The organism is Streptomyces sp. NPDC001663 (genome assembly GCF_042893105.1).
Taxonomy (GTDB): Bacteria; Actinomycetota; Actinomycetes; order Streptomycetales; family Streptomycetaceae; genus Streptomyces.
The window spans coordinates 27,986-46,759 of sequence record NZ_JBIAUR010000012.1 but is presented as its reverse complement, the minus strand read 5'-3'; the positions used below and the strand labels follow the sequence as shown (position 1 = coordinate 46,759).

The following is an 18,774-nucleotide window of genomic DNA, read 5'->3' as shown; positions in this document are numbered from 1 at the left end:
GGACCTCATAGTGATCGAACGCAGTACCCGCCTCCGAAGGGACATCCGTGTTGAACCGCCACCTGCGCAAGGCCGTCGTCGTCACCGCTGCGGTCACCGCCGGCCTGCTGATGACGGCGTGTCAGAACGGCTCCTCGAACAGCAGCTCCTCGAGCAGCGGCTCCAAGAGCAGCACCGGCTCCCAGCACGGGTCGACCTCGAAGACGTCCAAGCACTCCGAGTCGTCCGGCTCGTCGGGCAAGCAGGGTTCCGGTACGGCCGCGCAGAACGCGGCGAGCTCCAAGCAGGGCGTCAACGGCACCTTCGCCGGCGGCACGGTCAGCTACCTCGCCCCCGGCAAGTACATCGTGTCCGTGCCCGGTAAGACCGACCAGGCGTTCTTCGTCGCGGACGACACCGCGGTCCACGGCGCCGGCACCATCTGCGGCAGCTCGCGCTGCACTCTCGACCAGCTGGAGACGGCGACCAGGAAGGCCGCCGTCACCGCCGACGTGACGATCAGCAAGGGCGTCGCCACCGTCGTCCGCGAGCGCCACGAGTCCGGGACCGGCACCGGCAGCTCCGGCGCGAAGGGCGTCAACGGGACCTGGCTCGGCAACGTCTCCTACCTCGCGCCGGGCAAGTTCACGGTCTCCGACATGAAGGGCGTCGAGCAGGCCTTCTACGTCGCCGACGACACCGTGGTGAAGGGCGCGGGCACCATCTGCGGCAGCCCGAACTCGGAGTCCACCTGCACGCTCGACCAGTTGGAGGCCGCGGCGAAGAAGGGCGTGTCGGCCAAGGTCGTGATCGCGAACGGGGTCGCGACCTCGGTGACCGAGGACCACTGAGCCGATCGACGCCCTACGACGTCACCGCGAAGTTCCGCAGGATCGCCGCCGTCAGCTCCGGATCCCCCTCCGCCTTCACCCGGTCCGCCGCCGCGTCCGGCGTCACCCGGCCGCAGGCCAGGCGTACGAACGTCTCCCAGTCGAGGGCGAAGGTGGCGGCGGGGCCGAGGGCGGGGGCCGTTTCGAGGGTGCCGCGGCCCTGGATGTCGACGCGGATGGTGCGCAGGAACTCGATCGGGCCGTGCACGTCGAAGACGATCGCCGAACTGCGCGGCGCGTCCGCCTTGCCGGCGACGACCTCCGGGAGCGCGCCGAGCAGCGCGTCACGGGCGATGTGTGCGCCGGGGGAGTCGAGGTTGCCGGGGCGCCCGAGGGCGGCGCGCAGATCCTGCTCGTGCACCCACACGTTGAACGCGTGGCCGCGCATGGCCTCTTCGAGGGTGAGCTCGGTGCTGAGCGGGCCGCGCACCTTGGTGCCCGGGTCCCGCGACTCGTTCCGCAGCTGGCGGTTGCGGCGGATGATCACGTACTCCAGCTCGGAGGTCATCTCCGGCGCCGTGTGGTGGCGGCGGACGTCGACCTGCATCTCCATGTAGCGCTGGTTGTCGTTGGTGACGTGGTACAGGTCGCGCGGCAGGGTGTGGATGGGGCGCGGGTCGCCGAGCATCTCGCAGTCGAGGCCGATGACATGGGAGACGACGTCCCGCACGGACCAGCCGGGGCACGGGGTGCGCCGGTTCCACTCTCCCTCCACCAGCGGCCCCACCAGCTCGGATATCGCTTCGATGGAGTGGGTCCAGGCGTCGGCGTAGGGCTGGAGGGTGGGATGCAGACTCACGGAACGGGACCCCTCGGCGGTCGGTACACGGGCGGTTGGTGGCAGCGTTGCCAGCGGGAGGTGGCTGCACTCGGCGGGTGTCTTGAGACGCTAAGTTACGCTGCTGTGAGGCACCCCGGCAGTGCTTTCGTGTGACGATCGTAGGCCGTATGGACGGCTCGAATGCCAGGACGGTGGTAGCGTGCGCGCCTCTCTCATCCAGATCGCCGTAGACGAGGGCGAATCGGTCGAATCGCGTCGGCAGCGGGTGGCTTCGCTGGTGCGGGAGCAGGACGGGGTCGATCTCGTCGTGCTGCCGGAGCTGTGGACCACCGGCGCCTTCGCGTACCAGGAGTTCGGGAGTGAGGCCGAGCCGCTCGAGGGGCCGACGTACGAGGTGATGGCGAAGGCCGCCAGCGACGCGGGCGTATGGCTGCACGCGGGCTCGATCCCCGAACGGGACCCTGACGGTCCCCTCTACAACACGTCTCTCGTCTTCTCTCCTTCCGGTGATCTGGCCGCGGCGTACCGCAAGATCCACCGCTTCGGGTTCGACAAGGGCGAGGCCGTGCTGATGGGTGCGGGGCGGGAACTGGTGACGGTCCGGCTGCCCGACACGACCCTTGGCATGGCCACCTGCTACGACCTCCGTTTCCCCGAACTCTTCCGCGGTCTCGTCGACGCCGGTGCCGAGACGCTGGTGATTCCGGCGGGCTGGCCGGAGCGCCGCCGGGCGCACTGGACGCTGCTGGCCCAGGCGCGGGCGGTCGAGAACCAGGCGTTCGTGCTTGCCTGTGGAACGGCCGGGACGCATGCGGGAGTTCCGCAGGCGGGTCACTCGATCGTGGTGGATCCGTGGGGCGAGGTGCTCGCGGAGGCGGGCGCGGACGAGGAGATCCTCACCGTGGAGTTCGACCCGGCGAGGGTCGCGACGACGCGTGAGCTGTTCCCGACGCTGAAGGACAGGATGCTGGGTCTGGAGCCCCCGCGCCGCTGAACCCGGCGGGGCGAATAGAGCGGGTCAGTCCTCCTCCCGCTCCTTCTCCGCCAGGTGGATCACGCACACCGCCACAGCGATCAGCAGTGCCGGATCCGCGTCCTCGCGGACGACGTCGACGCCGTAGGTCTCCCGGACGTGCAGCCAGCGGCGGGAGATCACGGCGAGGAGTTCGCCGTCGTACTCGACGGCGAACTCGCGGTCGAGGATCTTGCCGCTGACGTCGAGTTCGGTGCCGTCGACCAGGGACACCCGGTAGTGGTTGCGCAGCAGGGACAGGCGTTTGCGCTTGATGCGCGCGAGGGTGTCGCCGTCCCGTTCGATCACCATGGTCTCGCGCAGGGCGAACATCTTCTGGTGGATGTCGATCAGGACGCGCCCGTGGGTGTCCTTCAGCTCGAAGGTGTCCCGAAGGCGGATGGCCTTGCCGTCGACGAGGAACGCCTTGTTGCCGTGCTCGTCCTCGATCCAGTAGTCGTCACCGAAGCCGAGGAGCCGGTCGCGTACGAGGAATCTCATGCCGTTACGGCTTCCCCGCGGAGCGGGGCGGGACGCAGCGGGGTACGCCGACGGAGGGAAGAAGTGGTGAGGCCGACCAGGTACGCGCGCGTGCTCGGCGGTGTCACCGCCGTCCTCACGGCCCGAAACGCCGCCGGTACGCCGACGGGCTGAGCCCCGTCTCGCGCCGCACACGCGCGCGTAGGTTGGCCGCGGTCCCGAGGCCGCACCGCGCCGCCACCACGTCCAGCCGTTCCTCTCCCCGCTCGATCAGCCGGCAGGCGAGCGCCACCCGCTCCCCCGTCAGCCAGGCCAGCGGAGTCGTGCCGAGCTGCACCCGGAAGCGCCGGTGGAGCGTGGCGGGGGAGACGGCCGCACGGGCCGCCAGATCGGCCACCGTCAGCGGCTCCCCCAGCCGCTCCTGCGCCCAGGCCAGCAACGGCCCGAGCGACTCGTCCGGCACCTCGGGCAGCGGCCGCTCCACGAACTGCCGCTGCCCGCCGTCCCGGTGGGAGGCGAAGACCAGCCGCCGGGAGACGGCGTTGGCGAGCTCCGCCCCGTGGTCCCGGCGCCAGATGTGCAGCCCGAGGTCGAGCGCGGCCGCGCTGCCGGACGCCGTGAGCAGGTCGCCCTCGTCGACGAAGAGCACGTCCGGCTCCAGCAGGACCTTCGGGTGCAGCCGGCGGAAGAGGTCCGCCCAGCGCCAGTGCGTGGTGGCCCGCCGCCCGTCGAGCAACCCGGCTTCGGCGAGGGCGAAGCTGCCGGTGCAGAAGCTCAGTACGCGGGCGCCACGCGCGTGCGTGCGGCGAATCGCGTCCAGTACGGCGGCACCGCGCGGGACGACGTTGTCGGGCCGTCCCGGTACGACGAGGGTGTCCGCGTCGTCCACGGCGTCCAGCCCCGGCACCCCGGTCAGCGTGAAGAAGCCGTGGTTCATGCGCACTTCGGGCGTCGGCGCGCACAGCGTCACCTCGTACAGCGGGCCGGGCAGCCCGAGTTCGGGCCGCGGCAGCCCGAACAGCTCCGTCGCCACCCCGACCTCGAAGGGGTTCGTGCCGTCGTCGACGATCACCGCGACCCGGTGCGGGCGGCCGTGCTGAGAGGATCCTTGCGACATATGCGATTCCTAGCACTCGTACGGCGTGTCCGGCACCCCGCACGATGAAGCCATGCCGAACGAACCCATCGCCCTCGCCCAGGCCCTCGCCTCCTTCACCGACCGCTGGAGCCCCCGCATCGTCACGAGCGTCAACGACTACGACGTACGCGTGGCGAAGGTCGAGGGCGAGCACCTCTGGCACGTCCACGACCACACCGACGAGTTCTTCCTGGTCCTGGACGGCGAGCTGCACATCGCCCTGCGCGAACCGGACGGCGAGCGCACGGTCGTCCTCCCCAAGGGCTCGGTGTTCACCGTCCCGCGCGGCACCGAACACAAGCCCTACGCGCCCGTGCCCGCCGAGATCCTGCTCCTCGAGCCCACCGGCACCCTCACGGTCGGCGACCGGCACGACGAGGTGCCCGGCCACGTGGACGCGACGACCGGCCACGCCCTTGCCTGACCCGCAACCGGGATCCACCGGTCCAAGTGGTGTACCGCAGTTGAACTTCACGTACGCACAAGGAAGTTGACCAACCAAACGGGCGGGACCCGAGTCGGATCTTGCACAAGGCGCACAGCGCCGCACGTCCGTCTCGGAGGTTTCTCCATGCCCTCTCGTCCCGCCCGCCGCCCGGTGATACGCGCCGTCTCGGCGGCCACGCTGCTCCTCGGTACGGCCCTGGCCGTACCGCTCGCCCTGGCCACCACCGCCGGAGCCGCGACGGCGCCGGCCACCGCCGCCGTCAACCAGTACGACTGGCAGCTCACCTACAAGGCCGCCGCCGGCCAGACCAACAAGGCCACCGTCACCGCGTCGCTCACCGCCGACAAGACGGGCATCACCTACCTGATCGACGACGTCGTCCCGATCACCGCGGGCCACGACTGTGCCTACCCCGTCGGCTCGGACCACACGAAGGTCTCCTGCACGGTCACCTTGGTGGACAGCCAGGACCCGTACCCCGGCCTGATCACGGACCTCGGCGACGGCAACGACACGCTCGCGTACACCAACAGCACCGACCAGGTGTACACCTACGCCCAGATCTCGCTGGGCGCCGGCAACGACAAGTCGACCGACTCCGGCCGTCTCGACGGCGCCTACGTCTCGGGCGGCACGGGCAACGACACCATCACCGTGGGCGCGGAGGGCCTGGCCTGGGGCGAGGACGGCAACGACACGATCACCGCGAGCGGCGGCGACAACATCGTCCAGGGCGGCAAGGGCAACGACACGCTGCACGGCGGCTCCGGAGCCCAGTACCTGTCCGGCGACGACGGCAAGGACACGATCACCGGCGGAACCGGCAACGACAGCCTCTACGGCGGCAAGGGCGACGACGTCCTGTACGGCAACAGCGGCAACGACAGGCTGTACGGCAACAGCGGGAACGACAAGCTGTACGGCGGCGCGGGCAGCGACACCCTTTCCGGCGGCCCCGGCACGGACGTGGTCCGCCAGGGCTGACGGGACCCACGGGATCGGGGGCGGGCGGGCCCGAGGACGGGCGCCGGGGCCGTTGTCGGTGGCGGGTGGCACTCTTGATCCATGACCGCTTCCTCTCCCCGACGCGTCCGCGTCCGCGCCCCCGAACTGGTGGGCAAGGGCGGTTGGCTGAACACGGGCGACCAGCAGTACACCCTCGCCGACCTGCGAGGACGCATCGTCGTGCTCGACTTCTGGACGTTCTGCTGCATCAACTGCCTGCATGTCCTGGACGAACTGCGGGAGCTGGAGAGAAGGCACTCGGACACGGTCGTGGTCATCGGCGTGCACTCGCCCAAGTTCGTGCACGAGGCGGAGCACACGGCCGTGGTCGACGCCGTCGAGCGGTACGGCGTGGAGCACCCGGTCCTCGACGACCCCGAGCTCGCGACCTGGAAGCAGTACGCCGTGCGCGCGTGGCCGACCCTCGTGGTGATCGACCCCGAGGGGTACGTCGTCGCGCAGCACGCCGGCGAGGGCCATGTGCACGCCATCGAGCGGCTGGTGACGGAGCTGGAGGCGGAGCACGGGGCGAAGGGGACGCTGCGGCGCGGCGACGGCCCGTATGTGGCGCCGGAGCCGGAGCCGACCACCCTGCGCTTCCCGGGCAAGGCCCTCGTCCTGCCGTCCGGGAACTTCCTGGTCAGCGACACCACCCGGCACCAGCTGGTGGAGCTGGAACCGGACGGGGAGACGGTCGTGCGGCGGATCGGCTCCGGTGCGCGCGGGTTCGAGGACGGTGCGGCGGACACGGCCACGTTCAGCGAGCCGCAGGGCCTGGCCCTGCTCGACGAGGGCTCGGTGGTCGTGGCCGACACCGTGAACCACGCCCTGCGGCGGCTGGACCTCGCGACCGGCGAGGTCACCACCCTTGCGGGCACGGGCAGACAGTGGTGGCAGGGCTCGCCCACGGCCGGGCCCGCCCGCGAGATCGACCTCTCCTCACCTTGGGACGTCGCGGTCTTCGGCGACAAGGTCTGGATCGCCATGGCCGGCGTCCACCAGCTGTGGGCCTACGACCCGGGCGACAGCACCGTCGCCGTCACCGCCGGCACCACCAACGAGGGCCTGGTCGACGGCCCCGGCGCCGAGGCCTGGTTCGCGCAGCCCTCCGGGCTCGCCGCCACCGCCGACCGGCTCTGGCTCGCCGACTCCGAGACCTCGGCCCTGCGCTGGGTGGACCTCGACGGCGTCGTCCACACTGCCGTCGGGACGGGCCTGTTCGACTTCGGCCACCGTGACGGGGTCGCCGAACAGGCCCTGTTCCAGCACCCGTTGGGCGTCACCGCACTGCCGGACGGTTCGGTGGCCGTCAGCGACACCTACAACCACGCCCTGCGCCGGTACGACCCGGCGACGGGCGAAGTCACCACCCTGGCCACGGACTTGAGAGAGCCGAGCGACGCCGTCCTGGTCGGCGACGACATCGTGGTCGTCGAGTCGGCCAGGCACAGGCTGACCCGCTTGCGCCTGCCGGAAGCGGCCGTACGAGTCGAATCGGTCGCCCACCGCACGCAGCGCGCCGCCACCGAAGTCGCCCCCGGCAAGCTCCAGTTGGACGTGATCTTCCAGGCCCCGGCGGGCCAGAAGCTCGACACCCGCTACCCCTCGACCCGCCTGCTCGTTTCGTCCACCCCGCCCGAGCTGCTGCTCGCCGGAGAGGGAGCGGACACGGACCTGTCCCGCACTCTGGAGCTCAACCCGGAGATCGAGGAAGGCGTCCTGCACGTGTCGGCGATGGCCGCGTCCTGCGACGACGACCCGTCGAACGAATACCCCGCCTGCCACGTCCACCAGCAGGACTGGGGCGTGCCCGTCCGCCTCTCCGTCGAGGGGACGGACCGCCTCCCGTTGGTCCTGGCGGGGATGGACGCTCAGACGCCGTAACCGTCGCTGTAGCCGTCCCGCCGGTGGTGCGGCCGTTCCTCGTCGATGACCGGTGTCGTGGGCGGCACCACCACGCGCCGGCGGCGGGCGATGCTGCTGAAGGTGCTGACGCCGATCAGTCCGACGATCATGAGGATGATGCCTACCAGGTCGAGGTTGACCCCCTTCATGTGCCAGTCGGTCGCGAACGTGAGGATGGCTCCCGTGGCGATGAGGATGATGCATCCACCGAGGCCCATGAGTGTCGCCTCCCTGTGCGGTCCCGGATGTGCCGGTCTTCCGGCCGACTCCGGGTACCCGCACGCCCGTTGCCCATGCGGAGGCCGTCGCTCACGTCGCGTCGACCTGCCTCACGTCACGTCGACGTAGTCCTCGCGGCCGGAGCTCACCAGGTGGGTGCTGTCCGGGTAGAGCAGCACCGCGACCCACGTGCCGTCCTTCGAGGCCGTGCAGCCCTTGCTGAAGGTGCCGTCGGTGCGGGTGGTGGCGTTGCCCATGTCGTACCAGGTGCTGGAGCCCTTGGGCCGGAAGAGGATCTTCACCTTCTGGCCGCCGTAGGCCTTCCAGCCCGACGAAGTGGAGTGCTGCAGCTTGCCCTTGTAGGTGATCGTGCGGCCCTTGCGGACCGGCTCCGGCGAGGCGTTGCCGTCGACGATGCGGGTCGGTGTGCGCTGGGCGTGGGCGATGGAACTGTACGACTCCTGGAAGTCGCGGCTGCCCTTGAAGTGCGCCCGGTAGTAGCCCTTGTAGGGCGCGTCGAACGTGCCCTTGAAGGGCACTCCGGTTTCGGTTTCGCCGCCGCTCGGCGTGACCGTCTTCATGGTCTGCCAGCCGGTCTTCCCATCGGCCGAGTACTGGAGTTCGACCTTGTTGACCGCGTCCGAGGGCATCTGCTTGCCGGTGATCAGCAGGCCCTTGGCGGTGAGTTCGGAGTACTTGTTCAAGGTCGCCGTGAAGGAGGTGAGGGACGTCTTGTTCGCGACGTACACGTTGACCGTCTGATACCCGCTGTACTTCAGGTACGTCCCGGTGCGCACCTGCACATCGACCCGTCCGGTCCGCGGCACGGTCAGGTTTCCGGCGAAGCGGCCGTCGGCGCCCGTGACGGGTCGTGAAGCGACGCCGGGGCCTCCGTCGCCGCCGTCCCACACCTCGTCGACGACGGCTCCGGCCAGCGGCTTCCATGCGTCGCCGACGTACACCTCGGCCGTGCCGGAGACCGTGGCGGGCTGACCGGCCTTCACGTACACGTCGGTGGAGTCCAGGGTCACGCGCGTCTGCGACTGCACGGCCCGGACCTCGACGCTCTCGTTGGCCCTGGACTGGTACCAGGGCTCGGCCGGCCGCAGCCAGGCGTTGACGGTGCCGCTGGACGGGTCGGTCACGGTGTACGCGGTGGTGAAACGGCCGTCGGTGCCGGTCGTGGTCGTCTTGTCGTCCCCGTTGGAGATCTCCAGATCCACCTCCGTGCCCGCCGCCGGCGTCGTCTCGCCGGTGCGCGGGTCGGTGACCGTGAAGCCGCCGGAGACGGTGACGCCCTGGTGCTCGTAGTCCGGGCTCTGCGGGGTGGCCTGCAGATCCGTCAGGTTCGCCTCGAGCTCGTACTGGTAGGTGCTCTCGGCCGTGGTCGTGTCACCGTCGGCGTCGGTCAGGTCGACCACGACGCGGTAGGTGCCGAGGTCTGCCAGGCGCAGCGGGGCGGTGGTGCGCCACGTGTTGGCGAAGCCGGTGCTGGAGTCCGGTGTGAAGTCGCTGACCTCGGTGACCTCCTGGGCGTCGGCGGCGGAGCCCGGCGCGTAGAGGTGCGCGGTGATCGAGGTGATGGCGGTGTCGGACGAGGCGGACACCCACACCAGGCCCTCGCCCGGGTGGTCACCGCTGCCGACCCCGTACAGCACCGGCGCCACCGCCGCGTGCGCCGCCGGCACCGGGCCGAGCAGCAGGCCCGCCGCCACGGAAGCGCAGGCGAGCGCCAACCTTCTTCGCATGTGTAGTCCCCCCACGAGACTGAAGATCGTTCAAGAATGGGCGCATCGTACGCCGCCGGAGCTCACCTTGAACAGGTTCAAAAAGGTTGCCCATGGGGGGACAAAAACTTCCCGGAACTCACCCCTCCAGGAACGCCGTCAGCGCACTCGCCAGCAGATGCGGATCGTCCACGCCGCACAGCTCGCGGGCGCTGTGCATCGACAGGATCGCCACGCCGATGTCGACCGTCTTGATGCCGTGCCGGGCCGCCGTGATCGGGCCGATCGTCGTGCCGCACGGCATGGAGTTGTTGGAGACGAAGGACTGGAAGGGGACGTTCGCCTTCTCGCAGGCGGCGGCGAAGACCGCGCGGCCCGAACCGTCCGTGGCGTAGCGGTTGTTGACGTTGACCTTGAGGATCGGCCCGCCGTTGACCCGGGGGTGGTGCGTCGGGTCGTGGCGCTCCGCGTAGTTGGGATGGACCGCATGGCCCGTGTCCGAGGACAGACAGACCGTGCCCGCGAAGGCTCTCGCCCGGTCCTCGAACGAGCCCCCGCGCGCGAACACGGAACGCTCCAGCACACTGCCGAGCAGCGGCCCGTCCGCGCCGGTGTCCGACTGCGAGCCGTTCTCCTCGTGGTCGAACGCGGCCAGTACGGGGATGTAGGGCGGTCTGCCCCCGGCCGCAGCCGCGAGCGCGGCCACGCCCGCGTGCACGGACAGCAGGTTGTCCATTCGCGGCCCGGCGAGCAGCTCCTTGTCGCGGCCCAGGTACGCCGGCGGCTCCACCGAGTGCGTCATCAGGTCCCAGCCGGTGACCTCGCCCGACGGCAGCCCCGCGGTCTCCTCCAGGAAGGAGATCAGGTCGCCGTCGCGCACCTCGTTGCCCAGACCCCAGATGGGCGTCAGATGGCGCTGCTTGTCGAGCTTGAGGCCCTCCGCAGACACCGAACGGTCCAGGTGGATGGCGAGCTGCGGGACGCGCAGCAGCGGCCGGTCCACGTTCACCAGGCGCGTCGAGCCGTCCCTCAGGGTCAGCCGGCCCGCCAGGCCCAGGTCGCGGTCGAGCCAGGAGTTGAGCAGCGGCCCGCCGTAGATCTCCACCGCCACCTGGCGCCAGCCGTGCGCCCCGGTGTCGGGCAGCGGCTTGACCCGCAGGTTCGGGGAGTCGGTGTGCGCGCCGACGATGCGGAACGGCGTGTGGGGCGCCGCGCCCTCGGGGACGTACCAGGCCACGATCGCGCCACCGCGCAGTACGTACCTGCCGCCGCTCGTCCCGTCCCAGGCGTCCGTCTCCGCGACCTGCCTGAAGCCTGCCTTCTCCAGCCGCTCGGCGGCGCTCGCCACCGCGTGGTACGGCGACGGGCTTGCCGTCAGGAAGGACATGAGGTCGTCGGTGTGGCCGCGGTCGAAGCGGGGGGGTTCGCTCATGGGGTTCACCTTAACGACGTACGAGGGCCCGCTCCTCGTACTGGGAGCGGGCCCTCGTGAGGGCGATGTGGAGTTTTGGCTACCCAGAACCGAGGAGCCTGGAACCCGGAACCGAAGAGCCCGGAACCGGGAACCGGGAAGGCTAGAACGCGGCCTCGTCCAGCTCCATCAGGTCCAGGTCGACGCCCTCGGCGAGCTTGCGGGCGCCGGTGACTCCGGGCAGGACGCTCGCCGCGAAGAACTTCGCCGCAGCGATCTTGCCCTGGTAGAACGCCTTGTCCTTGGCGGAGGCCGTCTCCAGCTTCTCGGCGGCGACCGCGGCACCCTTGAGCAGCAGGTATCCGACGACCACGTCACCGGAGGCCAGCAGCAGACGGGTGGTGTTCAGGCCCACCTTGTAGATGTTCTTGACGTCCTGCTCGGTGGCCGCGAGGTCGGTCAGCATCAGGCCGACGATGGCCTCCAGCTCCACGGCGGCCTTCGCGAGGTGCTCGCGGGCGCCGGCCAGGTCTTCGCCGCCGGTGCCGAGCGCCAGGAACTTCTTGATGTCCTCGGCGAGGGAGTTCAGCGCCGAGCCCTGGTTGCGGACGATCTTCCGGAAGAAGAAGTCCTGGCCCTGGATCGCGGTGGTGCCCTCGTACAGGGTGTCGATCTTGGCGTCGCGGATGTACTGCTCGATCGGGTACTCCTGCAGGAAGCCGGAGCCGCCGAAGGTCTGCAGCGACTGGGCGAGCTGCTCGTAGCCCTTCTCGGAGCCGTAGCCCTTCACGATCGGCAGGAGCAGGTCGTTCAGCGCCTCCAGCGCGGCGACGTCCTCGCCCGCGGCCTCCTTGACCTGGATCTCGTCCTGGATGGAGGCCGTGTACAGCACCAGGGCGCGCATGCCCTCGGCGTACGCCTTCTGCGTCATCAGCGAGCGGCGTACGTCCGGGTGGTGCGTGATGGTGACCTTGGGTGCGGTCTTGTCCATGAAGTTCGCGAGGTCCGGACCCTGGACGCGCTCCTTGGCGTACTCGAGGGCGTTGAGGTAGCCCGTCGAGAGCGTGGAGATCGCCTTCGTGCCGACCATCATGCGGGCGAACTCGATGATGCGGAACATCTGGCGGATGCCGTCGTGCTTGTCGCCGATCAGCCAGCCCTTGGCGGGGTGCTGGTCGCCGAACGTCATCTCGCAGGTGTTGGAGGCCTTCAGGCCCATCTTGTGCTCGACGTTGGTGGCGTAGACGCCGTTGCGCTCGCCCAGCTCGCCGGTCTCGAAGTCGAAGAGGTACTTCGGGACGAGGAAGAGGGACAGGCCCTTGGTGCCGGGGCCGGCGCCCTCGGGGCGGGCGAGGACGTAGTGGAGGATGTTCTCCTCCATGTCGTGCTCACCGGACGTGATGAAGCGCTTCACGCCCTCGATGTGCCAGGAGCCGTCCTCCTGCTGGACCGCCTTGGTGCGGCCGGCGCCCACGTCCGAACCGGCGTCCGGCTCGGTGAGCACCATGGTGGAGCCCCAGGTCTTCTCCACCGCGATCTGGGCGATCTTCTTCTGTACGTCGTTGCCCTCGTCGTAGAGGATGCCGGCGAACGCCGGGCCGGAGGAGTACATCCACACGGCCGGGTTCGAGCCGAGCAGCAGCTCCGCGTACGCCCAGATCAGGGAGCGCGGGGAGGTGGTGCCGCCGATCTCCTCGGGCAGGCCGAGCCGCCAGTACTCCGAGTCCATGAAGGCCTTGTAGCTCTTCTTGAACGACGCCGGGACCGGGGCGGTGTTCGTCTCCGGGTCGAAGACCGGCGGGTTGCGGTCGGCGTCCGCGAAGGACTCCGCCAGCTCGTTCTCGGCGAGACGGGTCAGCTCCTCGAGGATGCTCTTCGCGGTGTCGGTGTCCATCTCCTCGAACGGGCCGGTGCCGTACAGCTTCTCGCGGCCCAGCACTTCGAAGAGGTTGAACTCGATGTCGCGGAGATTCGACTTGTAGTGCCCCATGGCGACTGCTCCGTTTAGAGAGATCGGCGAGGCACTGGATCCTCGCGCTAGTTCACGTACCAACAAGTAGCTACGATGATGCTACCCGCCGGTAATAAGAAGCAACCCCGATTGGGTCATCTGTGACTCAGTACTCTTGCGCTCATGTACGGCTACGACCAGAACGTGGGTGCGGGTGCTCAGCAGCAGTACGCCCAGCCGCAGCAGGGCCCCGGGGGCTACGGGCAGCAGCAACCGCTGTATCCCGAGCCCTCCCCGCCGTCGCTCGCGGACGCGGTACGGGCCTTCACCACCGGCCAGATGTCCGCGGAGGACTTCCAGCAGGTCTTCGCGACCTCGAAGGTCTACTGCCCGCGCGGCGACAACCCCGGTTTCCTCGCCCTGCACAACACCCAGCAGCCGGTGATCCCGATGTTCACCTCGCTCAAGGAGCTGCGCCGGTACGCGGGCAAGGAGTCCAAGTACTTCGTGATCACGGGGGCCGAGGTCATCGATCTCCTGCCGACCGGATACGGCTTCGTCGTCGACATGGAGGGCGAGCATCGGATGGTGTTCGACGCGAAGGCGGTCGAGCAGATGGTCGAGTTCGCGATGCGCAGGATGTACGGCTGACACCTACCTACGAGAGCCCGGAGGGAATGCCCTCCGGGCTTTCTCCGTTACGGGTAGCAGAAAGTTCAATGCTCAACTAAACTGGCCGCACAAGGAGGTACCGACATGCCTGCAGTGACCGTCGAGAACCCGCTGACCCTGCCCCGCGTGGCCGCGCCGGCCGACGCCGTGGCACGTCCCGTGCTCGCCGTCACGACCGCGCCGAGCGGTTTCGAGGGTGAGGGCTTCCCGGTGCGCCGGGCGTTCGCGGGGATCAACTACAAGCACCTCGACCCGTTCATCATGATGGACCAGATGGGTGAGGTGGAGTATGCGCCGGGCGAGCCCAAGGGCACCCCCTGGCACCCGCACCGCGGCTTCGAGACCGTCACGTACATCATCGACGGGATCTTCGACCACCAGGACTCGCAGGGCGGTGGCGGCACCATCACCAACGGCGACACCCAGTGGATGACCGCGGGCTCGGGCCTGCTGCACATCGAGGCCCCGCCGGAGTCCCTCGTCATGTCCGGCGGCCTGTTCCACGGCCTGCAGCTGTGGGTGAACCTCCCGGCCAGGGACAAGATGATGGCCCCGCGCTACCAGGACATCCGCGGCGGCAACGTCCAGCTGCTCACCACCCCCGACGGCGGCGCCCTGCTCCGCGTCATCGCCGGTGAGCTCGACGGCCACCAGGGCCCCGGCATCACGCACACGCCGATCACGATGATCCACGCGACGCTGGCACCCGGCGCGGAGATCACGCTGCCGTGGCGCGAGGACTTCAACGGTCTCGCGTACGTCCTCGCCGGCCGGGGCGCGGTCGGCGCCGAGCGCCGCCCGATCCAGCTGGGCCAGACCGCCGTGTTCGGCGCGGGCTCCGCGCTGACCGTCCGCGCGGACGAGAAGCAGGACTCCCACACGCCGGACCTGGAGGTCGTGCTCCTCGGCGGACAGCCGATCCGTGAGCCCATGGCCCACTACGGCCCGTTCGTCATGAACACCCGCGAGGAGCTCCAGCAGGCCTTCGAGGACTTCCAGAAGGGCCGCCTGGGGACCATCCCGGCGGTGCACGGGATGACCGAGGGCGGCCTCTGAGCTCGGAAGGTAAACAGGGGATAAGAGGGGCAGAATAGAAAAAGAGTCCTGAATCGGGACCCTCGCGGGAGCTCGTCGCGAGGAGGCCGAGATGACGAAGCGACTGTACTGGCCCGGTGCCGCCGGTGTGGGGTCCGGGGTGATCATGCTCACCGCCGTGATCATCCTGGACAACAACACCCCGGACGACACCGGAAAGAGGGGCCTGACCCGCACCCTCAGCTTCTACCTCAAGGACAGCAACCTCGACCTGCTCGAGGCCACGACTCTGCTGCTGCTTGCCTCGTGCGTGCTGTTCCTGTTCTTCCTGGGTGCCCTCACCCGCGTCGCCGGGAAGCGGTCGCAGTTGGTCCTCGCGGGGGGCATCGCCTTCGCCGTGCTCGTGATGGCCGCGGGACTGATCTCCGGCATCTTCGCGATCTCGGCCAAATACGACGACACGTTCCTGGTGATCCCGGGGACGGCCCTGCTGGCCATGCTGCTGATCGACCTGGCCTACGGCGCGCTCATCGGCGCCATGGGTGCGGCCGCGGTGCTGCTGTTCGCGATGTGGCGGGTGTCCCGGACGACCGACGCCCTGCCGCAGTGGCTGGGCTGGCCGGCGCTCATCATCGCGCTGGGGTCCCTGGCGGGCCCGTTCACCGCCTGGATCACCCCACTTCTCATGGCGGTGTGGACGCTGGCGGCGGGGCTGCTGCTGGCGCTGCGCCCACCGGCCGCAGCGGCGGAGAGGCCGATTACGGCGCCCGCCGAGCCGTCCATGGCTCCGACCGAGCCCCCGAGGGTGCCCTCGGGGCCGCGCGCGTGAGCCGAGAGCCTGTGTACAGACCCCCGCCCGGGGGTCCGAACACAGGCTCTGACGTTCCCTCACCCGGGCGGCCCGTCCGCGCAGGACAGGCGTGGCCGCCCGTGATCGCCTTGAGCCGTGCAGCTGCTCCCCGACCCCGTACGACGGCTCGCCGCCTGGTGTGCCGTCGTGCTGCTCGTCGCCGGGGTCGTGTACGTCGGGATCAGGCTGTGCGCGGCGTTCCGGACGGCCGTGACGCCGGTGCTGCTCGCCCTGCTCGGGACCGCGCTGCTGGGGCCCCTGTACCGGCGGCTGGTGAAGGCGAAGGTCAATCGGTCCGTGGCCGCCGGGCTCACCTGTGTCGCGGTGGTGGCAGTGGTCGGCGGGGCCGTGTACATCGTCGTCGCCGCGCTCATCGACACCGGGGACCAGATCGTCGCCTCGCTGAAGGACGCGGCCCAGGGGGTCGCCGACCATTTCGGGGCCGCCGGGACCTCGCTGGACGATCTCGCCTCCAACGCGAAGGACCTGCTGACCAGGTTCGGGGGGACGGCCGCGTCCAACGTCATCAGCGGGGTCAGCATCGTCGGCGAGAGCATCGCCATGGCCGTGCTGGCACTGCTTCTCGTCTTCTTCTTTCTACGGGACTCGCACAAGGCCGCCGGTCTGATCCGGGGCATCGCTCCGGGGCAGAGCGGCGACACCGTCGAGGCCATGGCCCGGCGGGCCTTCGAAGCCGTCGAGGGGTTCATGCGGGGGACCACCGTCATCGCCCTCATCGATGCCCTCTGCATCACCGTCGGGCTGCTCGTCCTCGATGTGCCGGGGGCGCCGGGGCTGGGCGCGCTCGTCTTCGTCGGCGCCTACATCCCCTACCTCGGCGCCTTCATCTCCGGAGCCCTCGCCGTGCTCGTCGCGCTCGCCGACCGGGGGTTCGTGATCGCGCTGTGGGTCCTGGGCGTCGTCCTCGCCGTGCAGGTGCTGGAGGGGCATGTGCTGCAGCCGGCGATCCAGAGCCGCACCGTGCAGATGCACCCGGCGGTCGTGATGGTCGCGATCACCGCCGGGGCGTCCGTGGCCGGTGTCCTCGGCATGCTGCTGGCGGTGCCCCTGACCGCGGCCGCCTCCGGCGTCGTACACGAACTGCGGGCGCGCTACCCGGAGCCGGCGGCCGACTCCTCGGACTCGTAGAGCTCGAACCAGATGGTCTTGCCCTCGCCCTGCGGGGCCACGCCCCAGGAGTCGGCGAGCAGCTCGATGAGGACCAGGCCGCGGCCGGAGGAGGCGAGTTCGCCGGGGCGGCGCTTGTGCGGGAGGTCGTCGCTGGTGTCGGTGACCTCGACGCGCATCCGGCGCTCCCCGGTCTCGCCCCGCACCTCGGCCGCCAGCAGCGCATCGGCGTCCGTGTGCACCAGGACGTTGGTGAGCATCTCCGACAGCAGCAGCACCGCCGAGTCGACCTGGTCCTGTGAATCCCAGTCGTGCAGCAGCTCGCGCAGCTGCTGACGGGCCACCGCCACCCGCTCCGGCTCGGCCTGCGCGACGGACAGCATGGTGCGGCGCACCGGCGGCGGCACGAACAGCGTCTCGCCGCAGCCCTCCCCCGGCCGGCACAGCAGCAGTACGGCTATGTCGTCCTCGCGCCGGTCGGCGAGCGGGCCGGTGGTGTGGTGGGAGGAGGGGCCGTGCACCCCCTGGACCAGGGCGTCGGCGAGCTCCTCCAGGTCGCCCTTGTGCTCCTCGAGGATCGTACGGAGCCGCTGCCAGCCGCTCTCCAGGTCGTGCCCGCCGGTCTCGATCAGACCGTCGGTGCAGATCAGCATGGTCTCGCCGGGCTCGAGGGTGATCCGGGTGGTCGGGTAGTCGGCGTCCGGGTCGATGCCGAGCGGCAGTCCGCCCGCCGTCGGCCGCGCCAGCACCGTGCCGTCGGCCATCCGGATCGCCGGGTCCGGGTGGCCGGCGCGGGCGATGTCGAGGGTGCCGGTGGCCGGGTCGGCCTCGACATACAGACAGGTCGCGAAGCGCAGGTCCGAGATGGCGTCCTCGTCGAGGGCGCCGTCCGTCATGCCGTGCAGGAAGCGTGAGGCGCGGGAGAGCACCGCGTCGGGGCGGTGGCCCTCGGAGGCGTAGGCGCGCAGGGCGATGCGCAGCTGACCCATCAGACCGGCCGCCCGCACGTCATGGCCCTGGACGTCGCCGATGACCAGGGCGATACGGCCGTTGGGCAGCGGGATCATGTCGTACCAGTCGCCGCCGACCTGGAGGCCGCCACCGGTGGGGACATAGCGCGCGGCGACGCTCATGCCCGGTATCTGCGGGCCGAGCGTCGGGAGCATCGAGCGCTGCAGGCCGTCGGTCAGGGCGCGCTCGGTCTCGGCGGCGCCGGCCCGGGACAGGGCCTGGGCGAGCATGCGGGCCACCGTCGTCAGCACGGACCGCTCGTCGGGATTGAAGGTGACCGGGTAGGCGAAGGCGGCCATCCAGGCGCCCATCGTGCGTCCGGCCACCGTCAGCGGCAGGAACGCCCAGGAATGGCGGTTGAAGGACGCGGCCAGCGGCCAGGCCGCCGGATAGCGCGACTTGTACTGCTCGGGCGTGGAGATGTAGACGGCACGGCCGGTGCGGACCACCTCGGCGGCCGGGTAGTCCGTGTCCAGTGACATGTGCGAGAAGGGGCCGTCGTCGCCGGGCTGGTGCCCGTGGTGGCCGATGATCGTCAGCCGGTCGCCCTCCACACCGAACACCGCGAGCCCGTCCGGAGTGAACCCCGGCATCGACAGGGCGCCCGTGACCCGCAGCACCTCCTCCGTCGACCGCGCCTCGGCCAGCGCCCGGCCCGCGTCCAGCAGGAACGCCTCCCGCGAGCGCCGCCAGTCACCCGGTGACGGCGACGCGCCCGGCAGGCGTGCCCGGGGTCGGCTCGGTGACCTCCTGGAGGGTGCCGATCAGCTGGAAGGACTTGTTGCCGGGATCGAACGACGGCTTGGAACGGGACCGGACGACACGGATCACCCTTCCCTGCTCGTCCATGACCCGGATCCGCACCTCGGCCAGCGTGCCCTCGGCGACCGCGAGGCCGACGACGGCGATGATCTCGTTCCAGTCGACCGGATGGAGACGGGCCCGTGCCTTGGCCTCCGTGAGGGTCGTCTGTACGGGCGGCAGGCCGAGGAGCCGAGCCGCCTCGGCATCGACCGTGACCAGTTCGGTGGCGGTGTCCCAGTGCCACAGGCCGGTCGCGAGGGCGGCGAGAACCTCCCCCACGGCGGGCAGAGGCTCACCAGTGCGCATTGCCCCACTTTATGGAGAGGTG

General features: G+C 70.1%; 16 protein-coding genes and 1 pseudogene. 9 read left to right on the top strand and 8 right to left on the bottom strand.

What is annotated here, in order from left to right; genetic code table 11:
* The first annotated feature begins 47 nt into the window (after window positions 1-47).
* On the top strand, window positions 48-830 hold the full coding sequence (locus tag ACFY1L_RS34250) for a hypothetical protein (protein WP_388832879.1): 783 nt from the start codon (window positions 48-50) through the stop codon (window positions 828-830).
* Window positions 831-843: 13 nt separating this feature from the next.
* Here ACFY1L_RS34250 and ACFY1L_RS34245 read toward each other — a convergent pair whose 3' ends face one another.
* A complete protein-coding gene (locus tag ACFY1L_RS34245) occupies window positions 844-1,668 on the bottom strand; it encodes a maleylpyruvate isomerase family mycothiol-dependent enzyme (protein WP_388832877.1) in 825 nt (274 codons plus the stop codon).
* 181 nt (window positions 1,669-1,849) lie between these two features.
* Between ACFY1L_RS34245 and ACFY1L_RS34240 the strand changes: the two genes are divergently transcribed.
* A complete protein-coding gene (locus tag ACFY1L_RS34240; RefSeq protein ID WP_388832874.1) occupies window positions 1,850-2,644 on the top strand; it encodes a carbon-nitrogen family hydrolase in 795 nt (264 codons plus the stop codon).
* 24 nt (window positions 2,645-2,668) lie between these two features.
* On the opposite strand, the gene ACFY1L_RS34235 is transcribed toward ACFY1L_RS34240, so the two are convergent.
* Window positions 2,669-3,163: an LURP-one-related/scramblase family protein gene (locus tag ACFY1L_RS34235; RefSeq protein WP_388832870.1), complete on the bottom strand. Its 495-nt coding sequence runs from the start codon at window positions 3,161-3,163 to the stop codon at window positions 2,669-2,671.
* A 115-nt stretch (window positions 3,164-3,278) separates the two neighbouring features.
* Window positions 3,279-4,259, bottom strand: a complete 981-nt coding sequence (locus ACFY1L_RS34230; protein WP_388832867.1) for a helix-turn-helix domain-containing protein — start codon at window positions 4,257-4,259, stop codon at window positions 3,279-3,281.
* Between the two features lie 52 nt (window positions 4,260-4,311).
* Here ACFY1L_RS34230 and ACFY1L_RS34225 point away from each other — a divergent pair, with 52 nt between their 5' ends.
* The 3 genes from ACFY1L_RS34225 to ACFY1L_RS34215 all read left to right on the top strand — a co-directional run bounded on the left by ACFY1L_RS34225 (window position 4,312) and on the right by ACFY1L_RS34215 (window position 7,617).
* On the top strand, window positions 4,312-4,704 hold the full coding sequence (locus ACFY1L_RS34225; RefSeq protein WP_388832864.1) for a cupin domain-containing protein: 393 nt from the start codon (window positions 4,312-4,314) through the stop codon (window positions 4,702-4,704).
* Window positions 4,705-4,851: 147 nt separating this feature from the next.
* Window positions 4,852-5,712 carry a calcium-binding protein gene (locus ACFY1L_RS34220; RefSeq protein WP_388832861.1) on the top strand — a complete coding sequence of 287 codons (861 nt, stop codon included), beginning with the start codon at window positions 4,852-4,854 and terminating at the stop codon, window positions 5,710-5,712.
* Window positions 5,713-5,793: 81 nt separating this feature from the next.
* Window positions 5,794-7,617, top strand: a complete 1,824-nt coding sequence (locus tag ACFY1L_RS34215; RefSeq protein WP_388832858.1) for an NHL domain-containing thioredoxin family protein — start codon at window positions 5,794-5,796, stop codon at window positions 7,615-7,617.
* On the opposite strand, the gene ACFY1L_RS34210 is transcribed toward ACFY1L_RS34215, so the two are convergent.
* The 4 genes from ACFY1L_RS34210 to ACFY1L_RS34195 all read right to left on the bottom strand — a co-directional run bounded on the left by ACFY1L_RS34210 (window position 7,605) and on the right by ACFY1L_RS34195 (window position 12,985).
* Window positions 7,605-7,856 (bottom strand): DUF6458 family protein, encoded by a 252-nt coding sequence (locus tag ACFY1L_RS34210; RefSeq protein ID WP_388832856.1) that lies wholly within the window; start codon window positions 7,854-7,856, stop codon window positions 7,605-7,607. The two genes, ACFY1L_RS34215 and ACFY1L_RS34210, sit on opposite strands and share 13 nt — an antisense overlap.
* A 111-nt stretch (window positions 7,857-7,967) precedes the next feature.
* The gene (locus ACFY1L_RS34205) at window positions 7,968-9,605 is read right to left on the bottom strand and encodes a hypothetical protein (RefSeq protein WP_388832853.1); all 1,638 of its coding nucleotides are present in this window, start codon (window positions 9,603-9,605) and stop codon (window positions 7,968-7,970) included.
* 118 nt (window positions 9,606-9,723) lie between these two features.
* Complete coding sequence (locus tag ACFY1L_RS34200; protein WP_388832851.1) at window positions 9,724-11,016, bottom strand: M18 family aminopeptidase; 1,293 nt, start codon at window positions 11,014-11,016, stop codon at window positions 9,724-9,726.
* Window positions 11,017-11,158: 142 nt separating this feature from the next.
* The gene (locus ACFY1L_RS34195; protein WP_388832848.1) at window positions 11,159-12,985 is read right to left on the bottom strand and encodes an acyl-CoA dehydrogenase; all 1,827 of its coding nucleotides are present in this window, start codon (window positions 12,983-12,985) and stop codon (window positions 11,159-11,161) included.
* 144 nt (window positions 12,986-13,129) lie between these two features.
* On the opposite strand from ACFY1L_RS34195, the gene ACFY1L_RS34190 reads away from it, so the two are divergent.
* The 4 genes from ACFY1L_RS34190 (at window position 13,130) to ACFY1L_RS34175 (ending at window position 16,652) form a co-directional block, all read left to right on the top strand.
* The gene (locus tag ACFY1L_RS34190) at window positions 13,130-13,597 is read left to right on the top strand and encodes an SseB family protein (protein WP_388832845.1); all 468 of its coding nucleotides are present in this window, start codon (window positions 13,130-13,132) and stop codon (window positions 13,595-13,597) included.
* Window positions 13,598-13,702: 105 nt separating this feature from the next.
* On the top strand, window positions 13,703-14,674 hold the full coding sequence (locus ACFY1L_RS34185; RefSeq protein ID WP_388832843.1) for a pirin family protein: 972 nt from the start codon (window positions 13,703-13,705) through the stop codon (window positions 14,672-14,674).
* A 91-nt stretch (window positions 14,675-14,765) separates the two neighbouring features.
* Window positions 14,766-15,482 (top strand): hypothetical protein, encoded by a 717-nt coding sequence (locus ACFY1L_RS34180; protein ID WP_388832840.1) that lies wholly within the window; start codon window positions 14,766-14,768, stop codon window positions 15,480-15,482.
* Window positions 15,483-15,599: 117 nt separating this feature from the next.
* The gene (locus ACFY1L_RS34175) at window positions 15,600-16,652 is read left to right on the top strand and encodes an AI-2E family transporter (RefSeq protein WP_388832837.1); all 1,053 of its coding nucleotides are present in this window, start codon (window positions 15,600-15,602) and stop codon (window positions 16,650-16,652) included.
* On the opposite strand, the pseudogene ACFY1L_RS34170 reads toward ACFY1L_RS34175, so the two are convergent.
* Window positions 16,616-18,752 (bottom strand): annotated as a pseudogene (locus ACFY1L_RS34170) (SpoIIE family protein phosphatase). The gene ACFY1L_RS34175 and the pseudogene ACFY1L_RS34170 overlap by 37 nt on opposite strands.
* Window positions 18,753-18,774 lie beyond the last annotated feature (22 nt).